At 38.2% G+C, this 21,521-nt stretch carries 19 protein-coding genes and 1 pseudogene; 15 read left to right on the top strand and 5 right to left on the bottom strand.

Features of this window, described 5'->3' with window-relative positions:
- Window positions 1-397: Cna B-type domain-containing protein (locus ORL93_RS18405; protein WP_265959354.1), on the top strand; the 397-nt coding region annotated here is incomplete at its 5' end.
- 421 nt (window positions 398-818) lie between these two features.
- On the opposite strand, the gene ORL93_RS18400 is transcribed toward ORL93_RS18405, so the two are convergent.
- Both ORL93_RS18400 and map read right to left on the bottom strand, forming a co-directional pair.
- Complete coding sequence (locus ORL93_RS18400) at window positions 819-2,219, bottom strand: M28 family metallopeptidase (protein WP_097795131.1); 1,401 nt, start codon at window positions 2,217-2,219, stop codon at window positions 819-821.
- Between the two features lie 439 nt (window positions 2,220-2,658).
- The gene (map, locus tag ORL93_RS18395) at window positions 2,659-3,456 is read right to left on the bottom strand and encodes a type I methionyl aminopeptidase (protein WP_026008493.1); all 798 of its coding nucleotides are present in this window, start codon (window positions 3,454-3,456) and stop codon (window positions 2,659-2,661) included.
- Window positions 3,457-3,627: 171 nt separating this feature from the next.
- Here map and ORL93_RS18390 point away from each other — a divergent pair, with 171 nt between their 5' ends.
- The 4 genes and pseudogenes from ORL93_RS18390 to ORL93_RS18375 all read left to right on the top strand — a co-directional run bounded on the left by ORL93_RS18390 (window position 3,628) and on the right by ORL93_RS18375 (window position 6,988).
- Window positions 3,628-4,530 (top strand): ABC transporter ATP-binding protein, encoded by a 903-nt coding sequence (locus ORL93_RS18390; RefSeq protein WP_006096684.1) that lies wholly within the window; start codon window positions 3,628-3,630, stop codon window positions 4,528-4,530.
- A complete protein-coding gene (locus tag ORL93_RS18385) occupies window positions 4,527-5,261 on the top strand; it encodes an ABC transporter permease (protein WP_097795132.1) in 735 nt (244 codons plus the stop codon). Before ORL93_RS18390 ends, ORL93_RS18385 begins: the two co-directional genes overlap by 4 nt.
- Before the next feature lies 1 nt (window position 5,262).
- Window positions 5,263-6,389, top strand: a pseudogene (locus tag ORL93_RS18380) (histidine kinase).
- Entirely contained in the window at window positions 6,386-6,988 is a 603-nt protein-coding gene (locus ORL93_RS18375) for a response regulator transcription factor (protein WP_033799264.1), read from the top strand. The pseudogene ORL93_RS18380 and the gene ORL93_RS18375 overlap by 4 nt, the downstream one beginning before the upstream one ends.
- Before the next feature lie 16 nt (window positions 6,989-7,004).
- Here the strand turns inward: ORL93_RS18375 and ORL93_RS18370 are convergent, their stop codons facing one another.
- Window positions 7,005-7,307 (bottom strand): hypothetical protein, encoded by a 303-nt coding sequence (locus ORL93_RS18370; RefSeq protein WP_097795192.1) that lies wholly within the window; start codon window positions 7,305-7,307, stop codon window positions 7,005-7,007.
- A gap of 338 nt (window positions 7,308-7,645) precedes the next feature.
- On the opposite strand from ORL93_RS18370, the gene ORL93_RS18365 reads away from it, so the two are divergent.
- Window positions 7,646-8,500 (top strand): helix-turn-helix domain-containing protein, encoded by an 855-nt coding sequence (locus ORL93_RS18365; RefSeq protein WP_097795133.1) that lies wholly within the window; start codon window positions 7,646-7,648, stop codon window positions 8,498-8,500.
- A gap of 158 nt (window positions 8,501-8,658) precedes the next feature.
- Window positions 8,659-8,805: a quorum-sensing peptide PapR gene (locus ORL93_RS18360; protein WP_097795134.1), complete on the top strand. Its 147-nt coding sequence runs from the start codon at window positions 8,659-8,661 to the stop codon at window positions 8,803-8,805.
- 235 nt (window positions 8,806-9,040) lie between these two features.
- On the opposite strand, the gene uvsE is transcribed toward ORL93_RS18360, so the two are convergent.
- Together uvsE and cls are read right to left on the bottom strand one after the other, a co-directional pair.
- Window positions 9,041-9,994 (bottom strand): UV DNA damage repair endonuclease UvsE, encoded by a 954-nt coding sequence (gene uvsE / locus ORL93_RS18355; protein WP_097795135.1) that lies wholly within the window; start codon window positions 9,992-9,994, stop codon window positions 9,041-9,043.
- A 45-nt stretch (window positions 9,995-10,039) separates the two neighbouring features.
- Window positions 10,040-11,233 carry a cardiolipin synthase gene (cls, locus tag ORL93_RS18350; RefSeq protein ID WP_018764911.1) on the bottom strand — a complete coding sequence of 398 codons (1,194 nt, stop codon included), beginning with the start codon at window positions 11,231-11,233 and terminating at the stop codon, window positions 10,040-10,042.
- Window positions 11,234-11,437: 204 nt separating this feature from the next.
- On the opposite strand from cls, the gene ORL93_RS18345 reads away from it, so the two are divergent.
- The 8 genes from ORL93_RS18345 (at window position 11,438) to pyrG (ending at window position 21,497) form a co-directional block, all read left to right on the top strand.
- The gene (locus ORL93_RS18345) at window positions 11,438-13,549 is read left to right on the top strand and encodes a (Fe-S)-binding protein (RefSeq protein WP_097795136.1); all 2,112 of its coding nucleotides are present in this window, start codon (window positions 11,438-11,440) and stop codon (window positions 13,547-13,549) included.
- A 9-nt stretch (window positions 13,550-13,558) separates the two neighbouring features.
- Window positions 13,559-14,842, top strand: coding sequence for an acetyl-CoA C-acetyltransferase (locus ORL93_RS18340; protein ID WP_026008494.1), 1,284 nt, complete (start codon window positions 13,559-13,561; stop codon window positions 14,840-14,842).
- 18 nt (window positions 14,843-14,860) lie between these two features.
- The gene (locus tag ORL93_RS18335; protein ID WP_265959353.1) at window positions 14,861-15,712 is read left to right on the top strand and encodes a 3-hydroxybutyryl-CoA dehydrogenase; all 852 of its coding nucleotides are present in this window, start codon (window positions 14,861-14,863) and stop codon (window positions 15,710-15,712) included.
- Window positions 15,713-15,801: 89 nt separating this feature from the next.
- Window positions 15,802-16,932, top strand: a complete 1,131-nt coding sequence (locus ORL93_RS18330; protein ID WP_018764913.1) for an acyl-CoA dehydrogenase — start codon at window positions 15,802-15,804, stop codon at window positions 16,930-16,932.
- 27 nt (window positions 16,933-16,959) lie between these two features.
- A complete protein-coding gene (gene acdA / locus ORL93_RS18325; RefSeq protein ID WP_003202333.1) occupies window positions 16,960-18,099 on the top strand; it encodes an acyl-CoA dehydrogenase AcdA in 1,140 nt (379 codons plus the stop codon).
- Window positions 18,100-18,162: 63 nt separating this feature from the next.
- Window positions 18,163-18,792 carry a TetR/AcrR family transcriptional regulator gene (locus ORL93_RS18320; RefSeq protein ID WP_018764915.1) on the top strand — a complete coding sequence of 210 codons (630 nt, stop codon included), beginning with the start codon at window positions 18,163-18,165 and terminating at the stop codon, window positions 18,790-18,792.
- A 324-nt stretch (window positions 18,793-19,116) separates the two neighbouring features.
- Window positions 19,117-19,632 carry a DNA-directed RNA polymerase subunit delta gene (rpoE, locus tag ORL93_RS18315; RefSeq protein WP_018764916.1) on the top strand — a complete coding sequence of 172 codons (516 nt, stop codon included), beginning with the start codon at window positions 19,117-19,119 and terminating at the stop codon, window positions 19,630-19,632.
- A gap of 257 nt (window positions 19,633-19,889) precedes the next feature.
- A complete protein-coding gene (gene pyrG, locus ORL93_RS18310) occupies window positions 19,890-21,497 on the top strand; it encodes a CTP synthase (protein ID WP_265959352.1) in 1,608 nt (535 codons plus the stop codon).
- The last annotated feature ends 24 nt before the right edge of the window (window positions 21,498-21,521 follow it).

Below are 21,521 nucleotides of genomic sequence, written 5' to 3'. Positions count from 1 at the left end.
AAATGGTAAAGTGATTGCAACGCAAGAAGTAAGCGAAGCAACAGGTTGGAAATATGCATTTACAGACTTAGCGGCATATGATGCCGAAGGTAAGGCATACAAGTATGAAGTGAAAGAACAACCGGTAAATGGATATCAATCCGAAGTAAAAGGTTATGACATCACGAATACAAAAATCAAAGACGAAACAGGTGTAGATCCAAAAGATCCAAAAGATCCAAGTACAGATCCAAACACAAATAACGATTCAAAAGTTCCACCTACTGAAGAAAATGATAAGCCGACATCAATGCTTCCTAATACAGGAGGAACATCAGCGGAAATGATTTCAATCGTTGCAGGTATGATATTATTCGTTTTAGGTGGAATTCTATTCACTCGACAACGAATAAAATAATAAAAAAGCTTTAGATTATTGATTACACTGTAATCTGAGTAGCAGACAAATTAAAAAATTACTATTGATATTACTCCCTTTAGGTAGATATTCACAAAAACTTCACGATAAAGTGAAGGGAAGAATGCAACCTGAAGGGGGGGGTTTCTATGGCGAAATTAGAAATAGTATTTTGTAAAGCTTTGTTCTTGAATGGTTGTAGCAGTAGCTCCTGTCCAGCAAAAGTTAATACACCTACAAGAATCGTTTTTTTATAATAGAAATGCCTTCTTATCAAGTATAATCATTATTGTTATATTTTATTATTGTTATATTTAGTATTATACATGGTAATGCCTTGAAATAAATATGCTTTTATGCATATTTATTTTTTTTTTACAAAAAAAAGCCACCACTTTGGAGTGAGTGGCTTTGGTGATAATTAAGCAGCTTTCTGCCCTGTTTGTACCGCCGGTTTTTGCAGAACATCATAAACACCAGTGCCAATGACATCTAAAGCCATTTTCATACGTTCAGGTGAGATGTTTTCTAGAACGTTATCTTGCGGCGTATGGTATACCTTTTCAATATGATAGATGAGTGGATCCCAACTATCTACTCCCATCCAGATGAATAGAGCGGCAGGGATGCCAGCGTAAGCGAATGGCACATGGTCACTAGAACCAAACTTTCCTTGCAGAACAAGATCATTATTTAATTGTTTTCCAGCATTTAATGCTGCGTCTGTTACAAGATTCGTAGAACCATCTGGCGTCATTGCATATAAATTTTTTGCTTTATCATAGTTTGTAGCAACCATATCAGCATTAAAAACGCCTAGAATACGATCGCGTTCTTTTTGAGATAAGTTGTCAACGTAGTGCTCTGAACCAAGCAACCCCATTTCCTCTGAACCGAAAGCAATAAATCGGATTTCTTTGTCAGTTTCTACATTTTGAAATGCGCTAGCTAGTTCTAATACTAACCCTGTTCCAGAAGCATTATCATTTGCTCCTGGTGCCCCAGCAACGCTGTCATAATGTGAACTTACAATAACAGCTTTCTCATTTCCAGTGCTCTTTTTCGGTTTCTTTTTCGCGATAACATTTAGAGATTGTAAGTTTGATTCATGTCGTGCTTTTAAAGAAAGGATTGTACTTCCCTTTTTTGCTAATTCTTCTTTGAAGGCATTACCTTGTACATAAGCAAGACCAAATACAGGGATGGACTGTTTTTTCGTTAATCTTGGATTGAAAGTTTGGCCATAGTTGCCGCGGCCGCCAATTAGGCTATATAAGAGAACGCCTTTTGCACCTTTTGCAACGGCATTTTCTACTTGTTTGTTGTAGTCTGCTACTGTTGCACCTCTTTCAAATAAGACAATTTTTCCGTTTACTTCATTTGGAATTTCCTCTAATTTTGTCCCATTCGGCACAAAAATAAGAGGAGCGGTGACAGCCTCAGTAGAAATTAAAGCATTTGGGGCGGCGCCTGCTTGCCAATTTTTTGAACGTGATAAAGGAGAATCAATAAATCCTACATATTGATCGGGTACAGCAAATGGCTGATATTCTACTTCATATCCCATTGACTGTAATTTCATCCCAACATAGCGAGAAGCCCATTTTTCTGATTGTGTTCCACCAGGGCGCGGGCCAATTGTTTCTGATAAAAAACGGACGTGTTCGATTGCACGGTTAGCATTAACTTGCCCTGTAATAGGTGGAGTTTTGATCGTTTCTGGCGGGAAATCAGCTTTTGCTTGTCCAATTGGAGCTAAGCTGACAGCGAGTGTTGCAGCAAGCAAAGATCTTACTATTTTTTGTTTCAATGTTCTCTTCATATATTCCTCTCCTATTCTTCTATTCTATCTGACTGACAAAAGAAGACGGATAACGACTCTATTCTATCTCCTGTTTTTTGTATTTTCAATTAATTTAAGTTGAGAAATAAAAGTAGAATCATTTCATATGCATATATGCATATTTTTAGAGAGGATGTATGTGCTATTATTTTAGACAAAGGTTCGCTTTCTTGTTTTGAAAGCCCCTAAATTGCATGTCTAGTGTACCCAAGCTTTAGAATATGTAGAGAAAAAGAAATCCATGGTGAGATTTCTTTTTCTCATGCTTGAACCTTTTGAACATGATAATTGTCATGTTCCCACATTTCATGATAATTATCATTAGATGTAAGGCATCCATATGAAAAGAAGAGAAATCAGTGTGATTTCTCTTTTTTTTGTATAGAAAAAGGAATGCCACTTGCATTCCTTTTATCCCTTACAGTTCAGTTAAAATAATCGGCTCACCGCGTGTTACGACGACTGTATGTTCACATTGTGCAACAAGGCTTTTATCTGGTGTTACAAATGTCCAACCGTCATCGCCGCGTTCAATAATATGGTCAGCCTTCATAGAAATGAAAGGTTCTACAGCGATAACAAGACCATCTTTAAGAAGTGCATTATCCATTGGATCGTAGTAGCTTAGAATGTGATTTGGTGCTTCGTGTAAGCTAAGACCGATGCCATGCCCTGTTAAGTTTTGGATAACGGCATAGCCATTTTTATGAGCAAAGTTAGAAACTGCACGACCGATTTGGTTTTGTTTCGAACCAGCTTTTACTTTTTTCATTGCTGCCCAAAATGCATCTACTGCTGCTTGGCAAAGTTTTTCTTTTTCTTCATCTTGCCCAAGAACAAAAGAGATACCTGTATCTGCATAATAACCGTCAAGTGCCGCAGATACATCAACATTTACTAAGTCGCCTTCTTTTAATACTTGATCTTTTGGAATACCGTGTGCAACTTCTTCATTTACACTAATACAAGTTACACCTGGGAAATCATATTCTTTTTCAGGTGCAGAAATAGCACCGTGCTCATCTAATACTTTTTTACCGATCAAATCAAGCTCTTTCGTTGTCATACCTGGCTTTGCTTGTTTTTTCATCTCTTCGCGTGCAAGCGCAACAACGCGGCCGATTTTTCGTAAACCTTCTAAATCCTTCTCATTACGGATGATCATAAAAAAAACCACTGTCCTTCCTCGAATATATATCTTACACGATTGTATCATGTTTATTTTTGTCCTGCTACTGGCGTACGGTTAGTATACTTTTTAAGGAGTCTTGATGGGTTTCATAGGAACTTCATGACAATTGTCATATTCATATCATGACGTATTTTACTGTTTTCCAGCTCTTCCAATTTATACAATGTAAATACAAGGAACAGTGGAGGTGGCAAGATGGAAAAGATTATTGAAGTAAATGGTGTTTCAAAAACATTTAAACATAAAAAGGCTGTAAATAACGTTTCATTTCATGTGGAGAAGGGGCAGATTGTTGCACTTCTTGGGCCAAACGGTGCAGGGAAAACAACAACAATCTCAATGATGCTTGGATTAAAGGATCCATCAGAAGGAAGTGTTTCTATATTTGGAAAGAGTCCCAAGCAGCGAGCAGTTCGTAATCGCCTCGGTGCAATGCTACAAGAGGTGAGTGTTATCGATAGTATATCAGTGGAGGAAGCAATTGATCTATTTCGCAGCTATTATACGAATCCAGTTGCAAAAGAAACATTACTTCAGTTATCAAATTTAGAATCGGAAAAAAGGCAGCGTTGTGAAAAATTATCAGGTGGTCAAAAAAGAAGATTAAACTTTGCACTCGCACTTGCTGGAAACCCAGATTTATTATTTTTAGATGAGCCGACTGTAGGAATGGACATTACATCTAGAAAGGCTTTCTGGGAAACGATTCGAAAGCTAGCGAGTGAAGGGAAAACGATTATTTTGACAACGCATTATTTAGAAGAAGCAGATGCGTTAGCAGATCGAATTTTACTATTTGCAAACGGAGAAATCATTGCTGATGGAACTCCAGAGGAAATGAAAGCAACGATTTCTCGAAAAACCATTTCATTTTACACAAAAGAAAAAATTCCAACAGACTTGCTGAAGGGGTTACCGCATGTTACGGCAGTACAGTTTCATGAACCGCGTGTTATTCTCACAACAGATGATACGGATGCTACGTTGCAAGCAATTTATAAAGAGAATTTACCTGTTACAGATATCTCAGTTGAACGAGGAAGTCTTGATGAAGCGTTTGAACAGTTTGTCGCAAATCAGAAGGAGGGAATTGTATGAAAGCCTTATGGATGCAATGTAAAATAGAAATCTTACGTACGTTTCGCAATAAATTATTTATCTTTTTCTCATTATTAATGCCAGTTCTGTTTTATTACATTTTTACAAATGTTATTCAAGTACCGCAGAACGGAGATGCTTGGAAAGCGCACTATTTAATTTCGATGGCTACTTTCAGTATTGTAGGAACAGCACTTTTTAGTTTTGGTGTGAGACTTTCTCAAGAAAAAGGGCAGGGATGGACACATCTTTTGAAAATTACACCACTTCTAGAGGGAGCATATTTAACAGCTAAAATTATTTCTCAAACAGTGGTAAATGCTTTTTCAATACTTGTGATCTTTATTGCAGGTATGCTAATTAATAACGTAGAGTTAACGATCGGGCAATGGATTGGTGCTGGATTATGGCTATTAATAGGTGTGACGCCGTTTTTAGCACTTGGAACGATTGTAGGTTCAATTAAGAAAGCAGATGCAGCTTCTGGTCTCGCAAACATCTTAAATATGAGTTTAGCAGTACTAGGCGGTTTATGGATGCCGATTGAAGTGTTTCCGAAAGTGCTAAGAACAATTGGAGAGTGGACACCAACATATCACTTCGGAAGCGGGGCATGGGATATTGTAGCGGGGAAATCTATAGGCTGGGAGAATATCGCGATTTTAGGAGGTTATTTCCTTATGTTTGTTGTAATATCAATATATATAAGAAAAAGACAGGAAGCGGTATAACATGATAGAGAAGAAGTTTGAGATTTTTCCGAAACATATGGGATTCTTCCCGTATATATGGCTTGTATATTTAGCGTTTCCAATCTACACATTACTACAAGAAACTGGTTGGAAACTATTGTTAGGAAGCGGTATGCTAGTAATCTTTGTTTTGGCATACCGACAACTTTATTTTGTGCAAAAGACATTTATGATGTGGGCATGTATACAAATGATCATCGCATTTGTGTTAGGTTTTTTTATAATCCATATCTTATTTATTTAGGCTTTTTTACTGCAAATGCAATAGCATTTGCACCTACAAAGAAATCATTCCGAATACTATTTTCTTTATTAGTACTAACCGTTATCACATTCATATTTGTATACAGAAATGATTTTTCGTTGACATCTTTTTTAGGTGCTGTACCAATGTTTATTATGATGCTTCTGATGCCTTTTGCTATGCGTAGTTTTAATCAAAAAAAGGTGTTAAGGAACCAGTTAAGTGAAGCAAACGAACAAATTAAAGATCTAGTAAAACGTGAAGAACGTCAGCGAATCGCCAGAGACCTTCACGATACTTTAGGACATACGTTATCCCTCATTACTTTAAAAAGCCAGCTTGTTGAGAAGCTGATTGTAAAAAATCCAGAGCGTGCAAGTATAGAAGCGAAGGAGATTACGCAAACATCGCGCACAGCCTTAAAGCAATTGCGTGAATTGATTTCCGATATGCGGATGATTACTGTGGAAGAAGAGCTTGAGCAAATAAAGGCTATCCTGCAAGCTGCTAATATTTCACTAGAGGTAAAGCAGAAAGCAAGTTCTGGTGCATTATCACCACTTGAGCAAAATATTGTAGGTATGTGCTTGCGAGAAGCGGTAACGAACGTTGTAAAGCATAGTAAGGCGACGGAATGTATGGTTTCCTTATTTGAAACGCAAGGAGAACTGATTTTGCAGGTGAAAGATAATGGAGTGGGATTACAAGCACAAAGTCATGATGGGAATGGCATTTTAGGTATGAAAGAACGGCTTGCACTTATTGATGGAGCACTTGAACTAGATGAAACGCATCCTGGGACGATGTTAACGGTGAAGGTTCCAATTGTAATTAGAACAGGAAAAGATGAGGTGAGAGCATGATTAGAATCATCATTGCTGAGGATCAACGAATGCTTAGGGGAGCGCTCGGAGCTCTGCTTGATTTAGAAGATGACATTGAAGTGGTAGGGCAGGCGGAGAATGGTGAAGAAGCTTTAAAATTAATTGAAAAGTTGCAGCCAGATATAAGTATTATGGATATTGAAATGCCGATTCAAAGTGGTTTAGATGTTGCAGAGGAATTGCAAAAGAAAAAATTACTATGCAAAGTAATGATTTTAACAACATTCGCACGTCCAGGTTATTTTGAAAGAGCAATGAAAGCAGGAGTTCATGGATATTTATTAAAGGATAGCCCAAGTGAAGATTTAGCGGCAGCGATTCGCAATGTGATGCAAGGGAAACGAGAGATTTCCCCTGAATTAATGTTTGGACTATGGCAAGAGCAAAATCCGTTATCAGATCGTGAGAAAGAAGTACTTTTGTTAGCGAAAGAAGGAAAAACAGCAAATGAAATTGCCAAGACACTGTATCTTTCATCTGGTACTGTACGGAATTATATTTCAGATGTGTTAACAAAATTAAATGCGAAAAACCGAATTGAAGCAATTGCGATTGCGGAAGAAAAGGGCTGGATATAAAAAAGATGTTTACCGGTTATGGTGGTAAACATCTTTTTATTCTTTTTTTTTGAACCTCTATCACTAAAATGTAAAGTCTATGACATAATATAGATTTTACTTCATTTTTCGACAAAAAATTTGTTATAGTAAGATTAGGTTGCTGTTCTAGATTTTGGGTAACTTTACCACTAATTGTCTTAATTACTCCATGTTTATCTACTTGAGCAATGATGTCTTGGTCATATATTTCATCATTTTTATATGATTGGGAAAGAAGTACTTCGGCTTGATTTTCTTTTGCCTTTTTGTTTGTAGGTTGAAAATCCACATTCCTCAGTGGTTCAGTTAAGGAATCAATTATTGATCCATGCTGAGTAATTTTAATTTTCACGTCATGTTTATCAACTTCCTGGGCCTAAATCATTTTAGTCGATAACACGAATCGTTTTTAATTTCGTTATTTGTGGTGACATTCTATTGGTGGAGAAGAAGGAAAAAACTATTGATGAAAGTTTCACTTTATAATTCATTTCTAACAATCCCAATTTAGTATTCGTACGAAGTGAATTTCAGATACGTTATGCAATATTTTATGTCAAAAATTGTCGAAAACCAGTATTGTAGTGGTATGACAACTTCGGAAGTTAGATTTCTATAATGGGATGGTGAACAATTATGCACGCAGAAAAGCTGGGAGCGGAAATAAAGAAAATTAGAATGTTAAGAGGTTTAACACAAAAACAGTTATCTGATAATATATGTCATCAATCAGAAGTGAGCAGAATTGAATCAGGTTCAGTATATCCAAGTATGGATATACTCCAAGGAATTGCAGCAAAGCTAAGAGTTCCCATCATTCATTTTTATGAGGTGCTCATTTATTCTGATATTGAAAGAAAGAAACAGTTTAAAAATCATATTCTATTACTCTGTAAGCAAAAGAAATATAAAGAAATTTATAATAAAGTCTGGGAGGAACTCAAAAAAGATGAGTATCATCCAGAATTTCAACAATTTCTTCAATGGCAGTATTATTTGGCAGCGTATATGTTAAAAAAGATAAGTTATGAATATTGTATTTTAGAACTAAAAAAATTACTCAATCAAGAATTAGCAGGAATTGATGTATTTCAAAAATTATATATAGAAAATGCTATAGCAAACATTTATGCGGAAAATGGATATTTCAAAAAAAGTATGGAGTTGTTTGAAGATATTTTAAAACAATTGGAATCTCTTCATAGCAATGAAGAATTTGCTGTAAAGGTTAGATATAACCATGCAAAAGCACTGTATTTAGATGATCGATATGAAGAGGCGCTTTATCAGGTTATAAAGGCACTTGAAATCGCTTGTCGTATTAATAGCATGTCATTAATTGGACAATTACAATATCAAAAAGGTGAATGCCTTGAAAAGCTAGGAAATGCAAAAGAAGACATTCAAGAAGCTTATGAAAAAGCGTTGTTCTTCTTTGATTTATTAGAACTGCATGAGTATAAAGATACACTTTTAAAAAAATTTAAGTGATGCTTTTCTTGGTAAGGAGCTTATTAATAGGGATAAAAACGAGTTTTTTATAAAAGTAGATAGAATTAAGGTGTGGATATTAATGGATATGCATAATTGCATATAGAATGGATAAATTTTCATGATATATTGAAAGAAAAACATGTGGGTGATGGAACATGAAAAAGCTACTTATCGGTAGTATGTTGACGTTAGCGATGATATGTGGTATTTCTTTTGGAGATAAATTAGTAGAGAAAAGTCATGCAGTAACTCATAATGATCAAGAAGTACAGTTAGCTTCTGATTTACCATTTGAATACTAAGATGAAAATAAAGAACCTAGGGTATGGGTTCTTTATTTTTTATTTAGTAAAGGTTTGTGTTAAGGAGCCGTTTCTATAATAAATTAATAGGCTTGCTAACAAAAAAACGTGAGTATGGTCACAATTTTGGTTATGTAAAAATGACCATTGTTCATGCGTTTCAACGTCCTCAATAAAATACTATATTTTAATAATATCACCCCGAAGAGAATGGCATCATGAAAAAACGTTACAATTACCATTGTAACGTTGCACCACTTATTCGTTTAATTCCTCTTATAGAAGCGAGCTCATCTAATAATTGAAAAAGTGCTAAATCTTTTTGTTTGCTCTCAATCATAATATCGAAATCTTGATTTAGTTCTCTCGTGACGTGTAAAAAGGGTTTTATAAATGTAGCATCAATATAATTAGCGTGTGATCTGAATTCCTTCTCTGATTTTGGTGAAGAAATATGAACCTTAGGAATGGTATTTGTATGATCCCACGTTTTGAAAATAGCTGGTAGTAGTACTTCTAACGGTTCATCACAAAGATTTGCCATGTGATGATGATAATCAAATATAAAAGGGATTCTTTCTAGCTTACAAACGGCTAATGTTTCAGAAGCTGTATATGTTTTATCATCATTTTCAAGTGTCATTTGCTGCTTGATATGGAAAGAGAGCTTTTTTAAGTTTTCATGAAAGCGTAGTAAAGCTTTCTCTTTGTTGCCGTATGCACCTCCAATATGGATATTAATGTAGGAAGAGTCTGCTAATCCCATTGCATCTAATACGTTATAGTGATATGTCATATCTAAAACCGCATTATCTGTAATATGAGGTTTTTCACTTGTAAATAATGTGAACTGGTTTGGATGAAAGCTGACTCGTAAGTTATGCTCTCGAATTAATTTCCCCATCTTACGCCAAAAGGGTGTAAATATATCGATATAATCAAAATCAACTTCAGGATGGGTTGCGAGCGGGACGATAGAAGATGATAATCGGTATAATGGAATTTCATGTGCGATATTGTAATGCAGGGTACGTAATGTATGCATAAGGTTTTGCATTGTAATATTATATAATTTTTCTTCTCGTTCCTGTTTCCCAAGCTTTTTCCACGTTGTAAATGTCATTGTTTTAGCAGGGGAGCAGTCCCACAAAGCGACTGCATGTGAGACATACCCAAAGCGCATAATCATCTGTCCTACCCCCGTTATTTATTATTTAATTATAAAAGTTTCATTTCATAAGAAAAACGCTAGTAACGTCCCAATCCATTCTTTTCCTTTATCGACAAGGGAGAGAGAGGAAACATCTTTCCAAGTAAGCAATGTAGACCCCTCAATATCTTTGCTAATGTGCACCTTAATTTCTTGTATAAAAGCCCGATCATATAGGAGACAATTTATTTCATGATTGATGTATATACTTCTCATATCAAAATTAGCTGTTCCGATATCACAAATATGATTATCTACCATAATAATTTTCGCGTGAAAAAATCCTTGTTGAAATTCATAAATATGACACCCTGCCCTCATCAATTTCCGGCAGTATGGTAATTTAGCTTCGCGAACGAGTGGGTGATCTGCTTTTTTAGGAACGAGAATCGTAATGCGAACACCTCGTTTTTTTGCTTGTAATAATGCATTCATTACTATTTTTCCCGGAATGAAATAGGGTGTCCCAATATATAATTCCTCTTTTGCACTTTCAATAAGTGATACAAATGTTTCCTGTAAATAGGCACCGTCTGTTGGGATAAAGCGGTGTAGCATAGGGCCTGGAAACTGTTTAGGAAAAAATGATGCTTCTTCTAATAAATCTTCATTTGTATCATCGCGCCAATCGTGCAAAAATTGTTTTTGTAAATCTTGTACGCCTTCGCCGGTCAGGCGTAAATGATAATCACGCCAAAGGCCCAATTCAGGATCATGCCCCAAATATTCTTCTCCGATGTTGAAACCTCCAATATAGCCAATTTTCCCATCGATAATCGTAATTTTTCTATGATTTCTTTGGTTTGCAGAAAAAAAGAGAAAAGGGATCTTGATTTTATGGCAATATGAAAAAGATACACCGTGTTTCCTGAGTGAGCGAATGGTTTCATCTGATAAACGATGGCTTCCTATACGATCGAGAAGGAGGCGTACTTCTATACCTTGTTTGGCTTTTTCAGTGAGAAGCTGTAAAAAAGTTTGACTAACTTCATCATTTTTGACAATGAAAAATAAAATATGTATATGATGCTTTGCCCCCTTTATATCCAGAAATAAATCATTGTATAAATTTGTTCCCCATGTATACAATTTAAAATTGCTACGTCGTAAGGGAAAAGGGCGGGACTTTATTTTTTTTAAATGATGTTTTCTTCCAAGTAAAAAGTCGAGTGAGACCCATATGACTAAGCATGTTAGTAAAAGAGATAAAAAGACCATTATCAAATTACCTCCTGAGAATTCATTCTTATAGTTTCACCTAAATAAACAGCTTTATGAAAAAATGTTGTGTTGTATAACAAAAAACTGTTGACTGAATGCTCACTCATTATATAATGGGGATAGGGGATATAATTCAGAAAATTATTTATTTTCGAAGATTCTAAAAGAAAGAGGGCTTACAAAGAGAGGGGTATCATAAAAATGAATAGTTTACTGATCATTAATTGGCTGGCTGCCATTGCTGTTATTGCTTATGCTGGATATTTGTTTGTATATTTGATACGAACAAGGATGGCCTACATACAATTAGGAAAAAAAGTAGAATTTGATCGCCGCTTTAAAGAGAGGTGGGATATTCTTAAGGTTAACGTTTTCGGTCAAAAAAAATTGCTGAAAGATAAGAAAAGCGGTATCATGCACGTTATGTTTTTTTACGGATTTATTCTTGTCCAATTTGGAGCAATTGACTTCGTTTGGAAAGGATTAGCACCAGGATCACATCTTCCATTTGGACCACTATACCCTGCATTTACATTCTTCCAGGAAATTATCACACTTATGATTTTAATCGCAGTTTTTTGGGCTTTTCATAGAAGATACGTTGAAAAACTTGTTCGTTTAAAACGTAATTTTAAATCAGGCCTTGTTCTTATTTTTATCGGAGGCTTAATGCTTTCTGTACTACTTGGTAACGGAATGGGCATTATATGGCACGGCGAAGAGCTTTCGTGGAGCGAACCAATCGCTTCTGGAATCGCTTACGTTTTCTCAGGAATAAATGAAACCGCAGCTATTTCTGTGTTCTATTTCTCTTGGTGGGTGCATCTACTTATTTTGTTAACGTTTTTAGTTTATGTACCACAATCAAAACACGCACATTTAATTGCCGGACCTGCTAATGTATTCTTTACTCGCCTTTCTAATCCAGGGAAACTTGAAAAAATTGATTTTGAAGATGAGACACAAGAAACATTCGGCGTTGGGAAAATTGAGGATTTCAAACAGACGCAGCTTATTGATTTATACGCTTGTGTAGAGTGCGGGCGCTGTACAAATATGTGCCCGGCAACAGGAACGGGCAAAATGTTGTCACCAATGGATTTAATTTTAAAACTTCGCGATCACTTAACGGATAAGGGGGCAGCGGTAACATCACGGGCTCCATGGGTTCCGGCGGTTGCGTTTAACAATACACAAGGAAATCAGTTAGCGATGATGGCAGCAGGGCAAGGGCAACAAGAATCGGCTGCTACAGCACTTGCTTATGATCCAAGTTTAATCGGAGACGTCATTACAGAAGAAGAGATTTGGGCATGTACAACGTGCCGTAACTGTGAAGATCAATGCCCAGTTATGAATGAACACGTTGACAAAGTTATTGATTTACGTCGTTATCTCGTTTTAACAGAAGGAAAAATGGATCCAGAAGCGCAGCGTGCGATGACAAATATTGAGCGCCAAGGGAATCCGTGGGGGCTGAACCGTAAAGAGCGTGAAACGTGGCGCCAAGGCGATGATGAAGTAACCGTTCCAACTGTGAAAGAGAAAACAAAGGCTGGCGAAGAGTTCGAATATTTATTCTGGGTAGGATCAATGGGATCTTATGATAATCGCAGTCAGAAAATTGCGATATCATTTGCGAAGCTGATGAATAAAGCGGGCATTTCCTTTGCGATTCTTGGTAATAAAGAAAAGAACTCGGGAGATACGCCGCGCCGCCTTGGAAACGAATTTGTATTCCAAGAGATGGCCACAAAGAACATTGAAGAATTTGAAAAAGCAGGCGTGAAGAAAATCGTTACGATTGATCCGCATGCCTATAACACATTTAAAAATGAGTATCCAGACTTTGGTCTACAAGCAGAAGTCTATCACCATACAGAATTATTAGCACAGTGGGTGAAAGAAGGACGATTAGAGCCGGTTCACCGTATTGAAGAGACGATTACGTATCATGACTCCTGTTATTTAGGAAGATACAACGAAGTATATGAAGCACCGCGCAGTATTTTAAAAGCAATTCCAGGTGTGAAAGTTGTTGAAATGGAGCGTAATCGTGAAACAGGCATGTGCTGCGGTGCAGGCGGCGGACTTATGTGGATGGAAGAAACAACAGGTTCGCGCATTAACGTTGCACGTACAGAACAAGCACTTGCTGTGAAACCGTCAATCATTGGTACGGGATGCCCGTACTGCCTAACGATGATTAGTGACGGTACGAAAGCAAAAGAAGTAGAAGAGCAAGTTCAGACACTTGATGTAACAGAGATTTTAGAACGCTCTGTAATTGGGTCTAAAAAAGAAGTTATGTAATACGTAAGAATCCATACAACTTTAGAAAGAGGTGCAAGATTTGCACCTCTTCTCAGCGTAGGAGTATCGAGCGGGCGCTCAGCGCCCAAAAAAGAAATGGGGGAAATAAACGTGGTAAGAACAGTTATTTTAAGTGCTGCAAGAACGCCGGTTGGAAAGTTTGGGGGATCTTTAAAGGATGTAAAAGCAACGGAACTTGGAGGAATTGCGATTAAAGCTGCGCTTGAGCGAGCGGATGTTGCTGCAAATGATGTTGAAGAAGTTATATTCGGAGCGGTGATTCAAGGAGGACAGGGGCAAATTCCTTCGCGCCAAGCGGCGAGAGAAGCTGGACTTCCCTGGGAAACTCGTACAGAAACAGTGAATAAAGTTTGTGCATCTGGTCTTCGTGCTGTAACAATGGCTGATCAAATTATTCGTACTGGAGATCAAACGCTTATTGTAGCAGGCGGAATGGAATCAATGAGCAATAGTCCTTATATTTTACAAGGTGCACGATGGGGATACCGGATGGGACATAATCAAGTTGCCGATCTAAATGTAGTAGATGGCTTAACGTGTTCATTTTCTGGCGTACATATGGGTGTGTATGGCGGAGAAGTCGCGAAGGAGGACGGAATCTCTCGCGAAGTGCAAGATGAATGGGCATATCGCAGTCATCAGCGTGCAGTTTCTGCGCAGAAGGAAGGTCGATTTGAAGAGGAAATCGTACCAGTATCTGTACCGCAGCGAAAAGGTGAGCCGATTGTTGTTACAAAAGATGAAGCGCCGCGCGAAGATACAACAGTTGAAAAGCTAGCAAAGCTAAAGCCTGTATTTGATAAAACAGCGGCAGTAACGGCTGGAAATGCACCAGGGTTAAATGATGGCGGCGCGGCGCTTGTATTAATGAGCGAGGACAGAGCGCAGCAAGAAGGAAGAAAACCGTTAGCGACGATTTTAGCACATACAGCAATTGCGGTAGAAGCGAAAGATTTCCCAAGAACACCAGGGTATGCGATTAATGAGCTTTTGAAGAAAACAGGTAAGACAGTGGATGAGATTGACTTATTTGAGATTAACGAAGCCTTTGCAGCAGTTGCAATTGCGAGTGCAAATATTGCAGGAATTGATCCGGAAAAAATTAACGTAAACGGTGGCGCGGTTGCGATGGGACATCCAATTGGAGCAAGCGGGGCACGGATTATTGTAACGCTTATTCATGCATTGAAGCAACGCGGCGGCGGCATTGGAATTGCATCGATTTGCAGCGGCGGTGGCCAAGGCGACGCGATTATGATTGAAGTTCATTAATAAAAAGGGGGAGAAAAAATGAGTGTGCAAAAAATTGTTGTAATCGGTGCGGGGCAAATGGGTTCAGGTATTGCACAAGTATGTGCGATGGCAGGATATGACGTATATATGCAGGATTTGAAACAAGAGCAATTAGATCGGGGATTATCCATTATTACAAAAAACTTAGCACGCCAAGTAGAAAAAGGACGCATGGATGAAGGGTCAAAGGAAGCAACTTTAAATCGTCTTACAGCGACGCTTGAATTAAATTGTGTAAAAGAAGCAGATCTTGTTATTGAGGCAGCCGTTGAGAAAATGGATATTAAAAAGAAAATTTTCGCGAATTTAGATGAAATTGCACCAGAACATGCGATTTTGGCGACAAATACATCGTCTTTACCAATTACAGAAATTGCAGCGGTAACGAAAAGACCAGAGAAAGTAATTGGGATGCACTTTATGAATCCAGTTCCGGTTATGAAGCTTGTTGAAATCATTCGGGGTCTTGCAACAGATGATGCAGTATACGAAACAATCGAAGACATTACAAAGAAAATCGGAAAAGTACCAGTTGAAGTAAATGATTTCCCTGGATTTGTTTCCAACCGTATTTTATTACCGATGATTAATGAAGCGATTTATACGCTATATGAAGGCGTCGCAACAAAAGAAGCAATTGATGAAGTGATGAAGCTCGGTATGAATCATCCAATGGGGCCGTTAACATTAGCAGATTTTATTGGTCTAGATACGTGTTTATACATTATGGAGGTTCTGCATGAAGGACTAGGAGATAGTAAGTATCGCCCATGTCCGTTATTACGTAAATATGTAAATGCTGGTTGGTTAGGTCGAAAAACAGGTCGTGGTTTCTACGTATACGAATAGAAAGCAAGGGTAGGTCTCCCTCTTTTTTACAAAGTAGTGGTCTTACCAGGTGGTTGAAAAAAGATATATCGCAAATGGGGGCGGGGCATATGAATTTTCGTTTTACAGAAGAGCAGCAGATGATGAGGAAAATGGTTCGAGATTTTGCACAAAAGGAAATCGCTCCCTTTGTTCCAGAGATGGAACAAGGGGTGTTTCCTAGAGAGATTTTGAAGAAAATGGGTGAACTTGGACTTATGGGGATTCCAGCACCAGCGAAATATGGCGGTGCGGAAATGGATTTCATTTCTTACATTTTAGCTATTGAGGAATTATCAAAGGTGAGCGCGACAATTGGTGTTATTTTGGCGGTACACACATCGGTTGGAACAAACCCAATTTTATATTTTGGAACAGAAGAACAAAAGCAAAAATATGTTTCTAAACTAGCGACGGGTGAATACTTAGGTGCATTTGCTTTAACTGAGCCAAATGCGGGATCAGATGCAGGTAGCTTAAAATCAAGAGCCGTAAAGCAAGGTGATTACTATGTCATTAACGGTTCGAAAGTATTTATTACAAACGGTGGCGAGGCGGATACATATATCGTGTTTGCTTCTACGAATCCAGATGCAGGGAAGAGCGGAATTTCTGCGTTTATTGTAGAGAAAGATACACCAGGCTTAATCGTTGGAAAAGACGAACATAAGATGGGACTGCTTGGTTCTCGTACAGTGCAATTAACATTTGAAGATATGAAAGTACCAGTAGAAAACCTGCTCGGTGAAGAAGGACAAGGTTTTAAAGTAGCGATGGCGAATTTAGATGTTGGTCGCATTGGTATTGGAGCACAGGCACTTGGCATCGCCGAGGCAGCGCTAGCATGTGCAGTGGATTATGCGAAGGAGCGTCAGCAATTTGGAAAACCAATTGCCGCGCAGCAAGGACTGGGCTTTAAACTGGCGGATATGGCTACGAGCGTAGAAGCTGCGAGGTTACTTGTATATAGAGCGGCATCGCTTAGGGCACAGGGACTTCCTTGCGGGAAGGAAGCATCTATCGCAAAGCTGTTTGCTTCGAAAACAGCGGTCGATGTCGCAATTGAAGCGGTACAAGTATTTGGCGGTTACGGCTATACGAAAGATTATCCAGTTGAGCGATTTTTCCGTGATGCAAAAATTTGTGAGATTTATGAAGGAACGAGTGAAATACAGCGGCTTGTTATTAGCCGAGCATTATAAAGAGAAGAGAGAGTGAGGGGAAGGAACATGGATTTTAAATTATCAGAAGAGCATGAAATGATACGAAAAATGGTTCGAGATTTTGCGAGAAATGAAGTGGCGCCGACAGCAGCGGAGCGAGATGAAGAAGAACGATTTGACCGCGCTTTATTTGACCAAATGGCGGACCTTGGTTTAACAGGAATTCCATGGCCTGAAGAATACGGCGGGATTGGAAGCGATTACTTAGCGTATGTGATTGCTGTAGAAGAGTTATCTCGTGTTTGCGCTTCGACAGGTGTCACGTTATCTGCTCATACTTCGCTTGCTGGTTGGCCCATTTTTAAATTTGGAACAGAGGAACAAAAACAAAAGTTTTTACGCCCGATGGCGGAAGGGAAGAAAATTGGTGCATATGGTTTAACAGAGCCAGGTTCTGGTTCAGATGCAGGCGGAATGAGAACGACAGCGAAGCGAGATGGCGATCACTACATTTTAAATGGTTCTAAGATTTTTATTACAAATGGCGGCATTGCTGATATTTATGTTGTCTTTGCATTGACTGATCCAGAATCAAAGCAGCGCGGCACAAGTGCATTCATTGTAGAAAGCGATGCGCTAGGATTTTCAGTTGGTAAGAAAGAGAGCAAGCTTGGGATTCGCTCTTCACCAACAACAGAAATCATGTTTGAAGACTGCCGTATTCCTGCTGAAAATTTACTTGGCGAAGAAGGACAAGGGTTCAAAATTGCAATGCAGACGCTAGACGGTGGTCGTAACGGTATTGCGGCGCAAGCTGTTGGTATTGCGCAAGGAGCTTTAGATGCTTCTGTGGAGTATGCAAGAGAACGGCATCAGTTTGGAAAGCCAATTGCTGCGCAGCAAGGAATTGGTTTTAAATTAGCAGATATGGCGACAAGTGTAGAGGCAGCACGCCTATTAACATACCAAGCTGCTTGGCTAGAATCAGAAGGACTTCCGTACGGAAAAGAATCAGCGATGTCGAAGGTGTTTGCTGGGGATACAGCGATGAAAGTAACGACGGAAGCAGTACAAGTATTTGGTGGTTACGGTTATACGAAAGATTACCCGGTAGAACGGTTCATGCGTGATGCAAAGATTACGCAAATTTATGAGGGAACACAAGAGATTCAAAGGCTTGTAATTTCTCGCATGTTAACGAAATAAGAGAAAAAGCGTAGGTATTTTCCTACGCTTTTTCCTTCCAAATGGTAGAGAGAGGTGAAGAGGATGGTTAAGCACAATGTGCATGCGTCTGTAAAGGATGAGAAATTGGTTGCACTAAGGCGCGAGCAGATGATTAAAGGAGCGGTGCAGCTCTTTAAGCAAAAGGGATTTCCTCGTACAACAACGAGGGAAATTGCAAAAGCGGCCGGGTTTAGTATTGGGACACTTTACGAATATATCCGTACGAAAGATGATGTGTTGTATTTAGTATGTGATAGTATTTATGAACATGTAAAAGAACGATTAGAAGAAGTGGTCTGCACGGAAAAAGGAAGCGTTGAAAGTTTAAGGGTAGCCATTACGAATTATTTTAAAGTAATGGATGAGTTGCAAGAAGAAGTATTAATTATGTATCAAGAAGTTCGTTTTTTACCGAAAGAGTCTCTTCCATATGTACTAGAAAAAGAGTTTCAAATGGTGGGAATGTTTGAAAATATTTTAGAACAGTGTACGAAAAATGGCACATTTACATTAACGAAAAAGGAAATTCAACTGCTGGCTCATAATATTTTCATTCAAGGACAAATGTGGGGATTTAGACGCTGGGCCCTGCAAAAACTTTATACATTAGAGGAATATACAGAAATGCAGATTAGGTATGTATTACATGGCGCGCATATGCTTCCGAAATAAAACGATATCCCCCTCTTTTAGGCGGGAGAGAGCATCTAGCCATGCATAGAAGCGGCCAGTGCCTTTTTTAGCTCCATGCCGAGTGAGACCAGAAGGAGAAAATGAGAGGAAATCCCCACTGATTAAAGTTTCACTTTATATAGTCCCTACAGGTTAATCTTGTAAATACTGGTCTGTAATCACTTTTATCGATTGCTCGTGAAAGTTTCCCGTTTTTTTTTTGTAGCATATTTGTTGGAGTTTTGTTTATAATGAATAGTATGGATTTTTTTAAACAGGCCGTTATATATAGGATTATATTTTAAGAAAGGAAGTGCCGCATAAGTGGATTTTAAGAAATATTCACCAGAAGAGCTAAAAGAATTATCCATGATTGAAGTTGTACATAGTGTTTTAGAGGATAAAAGACAGGCAACGTCATTCCATGATTTAGTTCAGGAAATCGCTCAAGTGCTGGGACTATCTCAAGAACAAGTTGCTGCGAAGATCGCACAATTCTATACAGATTTAAATATCGATGGACGTTTCATCAATTTAGGAGAAAACCGTTGGGGGATACGCAGTTGGTACCCATACGAGCAAATTGATGAAGAAATCTTACCTCAGCCAAAGCCTAAGAAAAAACGTAAGGTTGAAGAGGAAGAAGATTTTGATGACTACATTGAAGAAGACGAAGACGACTTCGACGGTGATGACGAAGAAGATGATGTAGAAGATTTGGACAAGGTTCTTGACGAAGACGATGATCTTGATGATTTAGATGAAGATGATGAAGAGGAAGAATTCGCTGACGAAGAACTTGAGTATGATGAAACAGAAGAAGAAGAGGAAGAAGTGTAGTTCTTGACTTTTTATTATCGTCCATGTAGAATCATTTTTGGGCTCTTTAAAACAGGACGATAATACTTTTAAAGTGTAAATATAAAAGAAAATTGCTCCCTACTTATTACTTTTCGTGATGAGGGGAGCAATTTTCTTTTTTGTTTTTTGTTTAGAAAATAAAAAGAGTCTAACAATAAGATAGATAAGGTGTTATCTACATACGTTGCGCTTTGCAACGGTGATTATATAACAACAAAGTAGAAGGGAGTACTTTTATGACTAAGTATATTTTCGTAACAGGCGGTGTAGTATCTTCTTTAGGGAAAGGGATTACAGCAGCATCTCTTGGAAGACTTTTAAAAAATCGTGGTTTAAACGTAACAATCCAAAAGTTTGACCCATACATTAACGTAGACCCAGGGACAATGAGCCCATACCAACACGGTGAGGTATTCGTAACAGATGATGGCGCAGAAACAGACTTAGACCTTGGTCACTATGAGCGTTTCATTGACATTAACTTAAACAAATACAGCAACGTAACAACAGGTAAAATTTACTCTTCTGTTCTTCAAAAAGAGCGTCGTGGTGAATATTTAGGAGGAACAGTTCAAGTTATTCCTCACATTACAAATGAAATTAAAGAGCGTGTATATCGTTCAGGCCGCGAAACAAATGCGGACGTTGTTATTACAGAAATCGGGGGAACTGTTGGTGACATCGAGTCTCTACCATTCCTAGAAGCAATTCGCCAAATTAAGAGCGATATTGGTCGTGACAACGTAATGTATATTCACTGTACATTAATCCCGTACTTAAAAGCAGCGGGTGAAATGAAAACAAAACCAACGCAACATAGCGTTAAAGAACTTCGTAGCTTAGGTATTCAGCCAAATATTATCGTTGTTCGTACAGAATTGCCTGTTTCTCAAGATATGAAAGACAAACTTGCTTTATTCTGTGACATCGATACAAAAGCAGTTATCGAAGCGCGTGATGCAGATACGTTATATGCAGTTCCATTATCGCTTCAAGAGCAAAATATGGACCAAATCGTTTGCGATCACTTAAAACTAGACAATCCAGCTGCAGATATGACAGAGTGGACTGCATTAGTTGAAAAAGTACGTAACCTATCTAAGAAAACAAAAATCGCTCTTGTTGGTAAATATGTAGAACTTCAAGATGCATACATTTCTGTTGTAGAAGCACTTCGCCATGCAGGATATTCATTTGATACAGATGTAGAAGTGAAATGGGTAAATGCTGAGCACGTAACAGCAGAAAACGTAAAAGAATTAGTTGGCGACACAGACGGTATCCTTGTACCAGGTGGCTTCGGCGATCGCGGTGTAGAAGGAAAAGTCGCTGCAATTCAATATGCACGTGAAAATAAAGTTCCATTCTTAGGAATTTGCTTAGGAATGCAACTTGCATCAATCGAATTTGCACGTAACGTATTAGGATTAGAAGGGGCTAACTCTTCTGAAATTAATCCTGACACGCCTTATGCAATTATTGACTTATTACCAGAACAAAAAGATGTAGAAGACTTAGGTGGCACACTTCGTCTTGGTCTATACCCATGTAAGCTTACTCCAGAAACAAATGCTTACAATGCGTATAATGAACCAGTTGTATACGAGCGTCATCGTCATCGTTATGAGTTCAACAACGAATTCCGTAAAGACATGGAAGACGCTGGATTTATCTTCTCTGGTACAAGCCCAGATGGTCGTTTAGTAGAGATCATTGAATTACAAGATCACCCTTGGTTCGTGGCAGCACAGTTCCACCCAGAACTTGTATCTCGTCCAAACCGTCCACAACCATTGTTCCATGATTTCGTAAAAGCTTCTATTACGAATAAAGAAAGCAAGTAATAAAAAAGGCGTCCAAATTTGGAC

It is taken from the genome of Bacillus sp. DHT2 (assembly GCF_026241455.1).
Taxonomy (GTDB): domain Bacteria; phylum Bacillota; class Bacilli; order Bacillales; family Bacillaceae_G; genus Bacillus_A; species Bacillus_A pseudomycoides.
This window is presented reverse-complemented; position numbering and strand designations above follow the sequence as displayed.

Excerpts from the sequence above, each read along its gene's own strand:
- ORL93_RS18400 (WP_097795131.1), bottom strand. The coding sequence starts at position 2,219 with ATGAAGAGAACATTGAAACAAAAAATAGTAAGATCTTTGCTTGCTGCA.
- map (WP_026008493.1), bottom strand. The coding sequence starts at position 3,456 with ATGATACAATCGTGTAAGATATATATTCGAGGAAGGACAGTGGTTTTT.
- ORL93_RS18390 (WP_006096684.1), top strand. The coding sequence starts at position 3,628 with ATGGAAAAGATTATTGAAGTAAATGGTGTTTCAAAAACATTTAAACAT.
- ORL93_RS18385 (WP_097795132.1), top strand. The coding sequence starts at position 4,527 with ATGAAAGCCTTATGGATGCAATGTAAAATAGAAATCTTACGTACGTTT.
- ORL93_RS18375 (WP_033799264.1), top strand. The coding sequence starts at position 6,386 with ATGATTAGAATCATCATTGCTGAGGATCAACGAATGCTTAGGGGAGCG.
- ORL93_RS18365 (WP_097795133.1), top strand. The coding sequence starts at position 7,646 with ATGCACGCAGAAAAGCTGGGAGCGGAAATAAAGAAAATTAGAATGTTA.
- ORL93_RS18360 (WP_097795134.1), top strand. The coding sequence starts at position 8,659 with ATGAAAAAGCTACTTATCGGTAGTATGTTGACGTTAGCGATGATATGT.
- uvsE (WP_097795135.1), bottom strand. The coding sequence starts at position 9,994 with ATGATTATGCGCTTTGGGTATGTCTCACATGCAGTCGCTTTGTGGGAC.
- cls (WP_018764911.1), bottom strand. The coding sequence starts at position 11,233 with ATGGTCTTTTTATCTCTTTTACTAACATGCTTAGTCATATGGGTCTCA.
- ORL93_RS18345 (WP_097795136.1), top strand. The coding sequence starts at position 11,438 with ATGAATAGTTTACTGATCATTAATTGGCTGGCTGCCATTGCTGTTATT.
- ORL93_RS18335 (WP_265959353.1), top strand. The coding sequence starts at position 14,861 with ATGAGTGTGCAAAAAATTGTTGTAATCGGTGCGGGGCAAATGGGTTCA.
- ORL93_RS18330 (WP_018764913.1), top strand. The coding sequence starts at position 15,802 with ATGAATTTTCGTTTTACAGAAGAGCAGCAGATGATGAGGAAAATGGTT.
- acdA (WP_003202333.1), top strand. The coding sequence starts at position 16,960 with ATGGATTTTAAATTATCAGAAGAGCATGAAATGATACGAAAAATGGTT.
- ORL93_RS18320 (WP_018764915.1), top strand. The coding sequence starts at position 18,163 with ATGGTTAAGCACAATGTGCATGCGTCTGTAAAGGATGAGAAATTGGTT.
- pyrG (WP_265959352.1), top strand. The coding sequence starts at position 19,890 with ATGACTAAGTATATTTTCGTAACAGGCGGTGTAGTATCTTCTTTAGGG.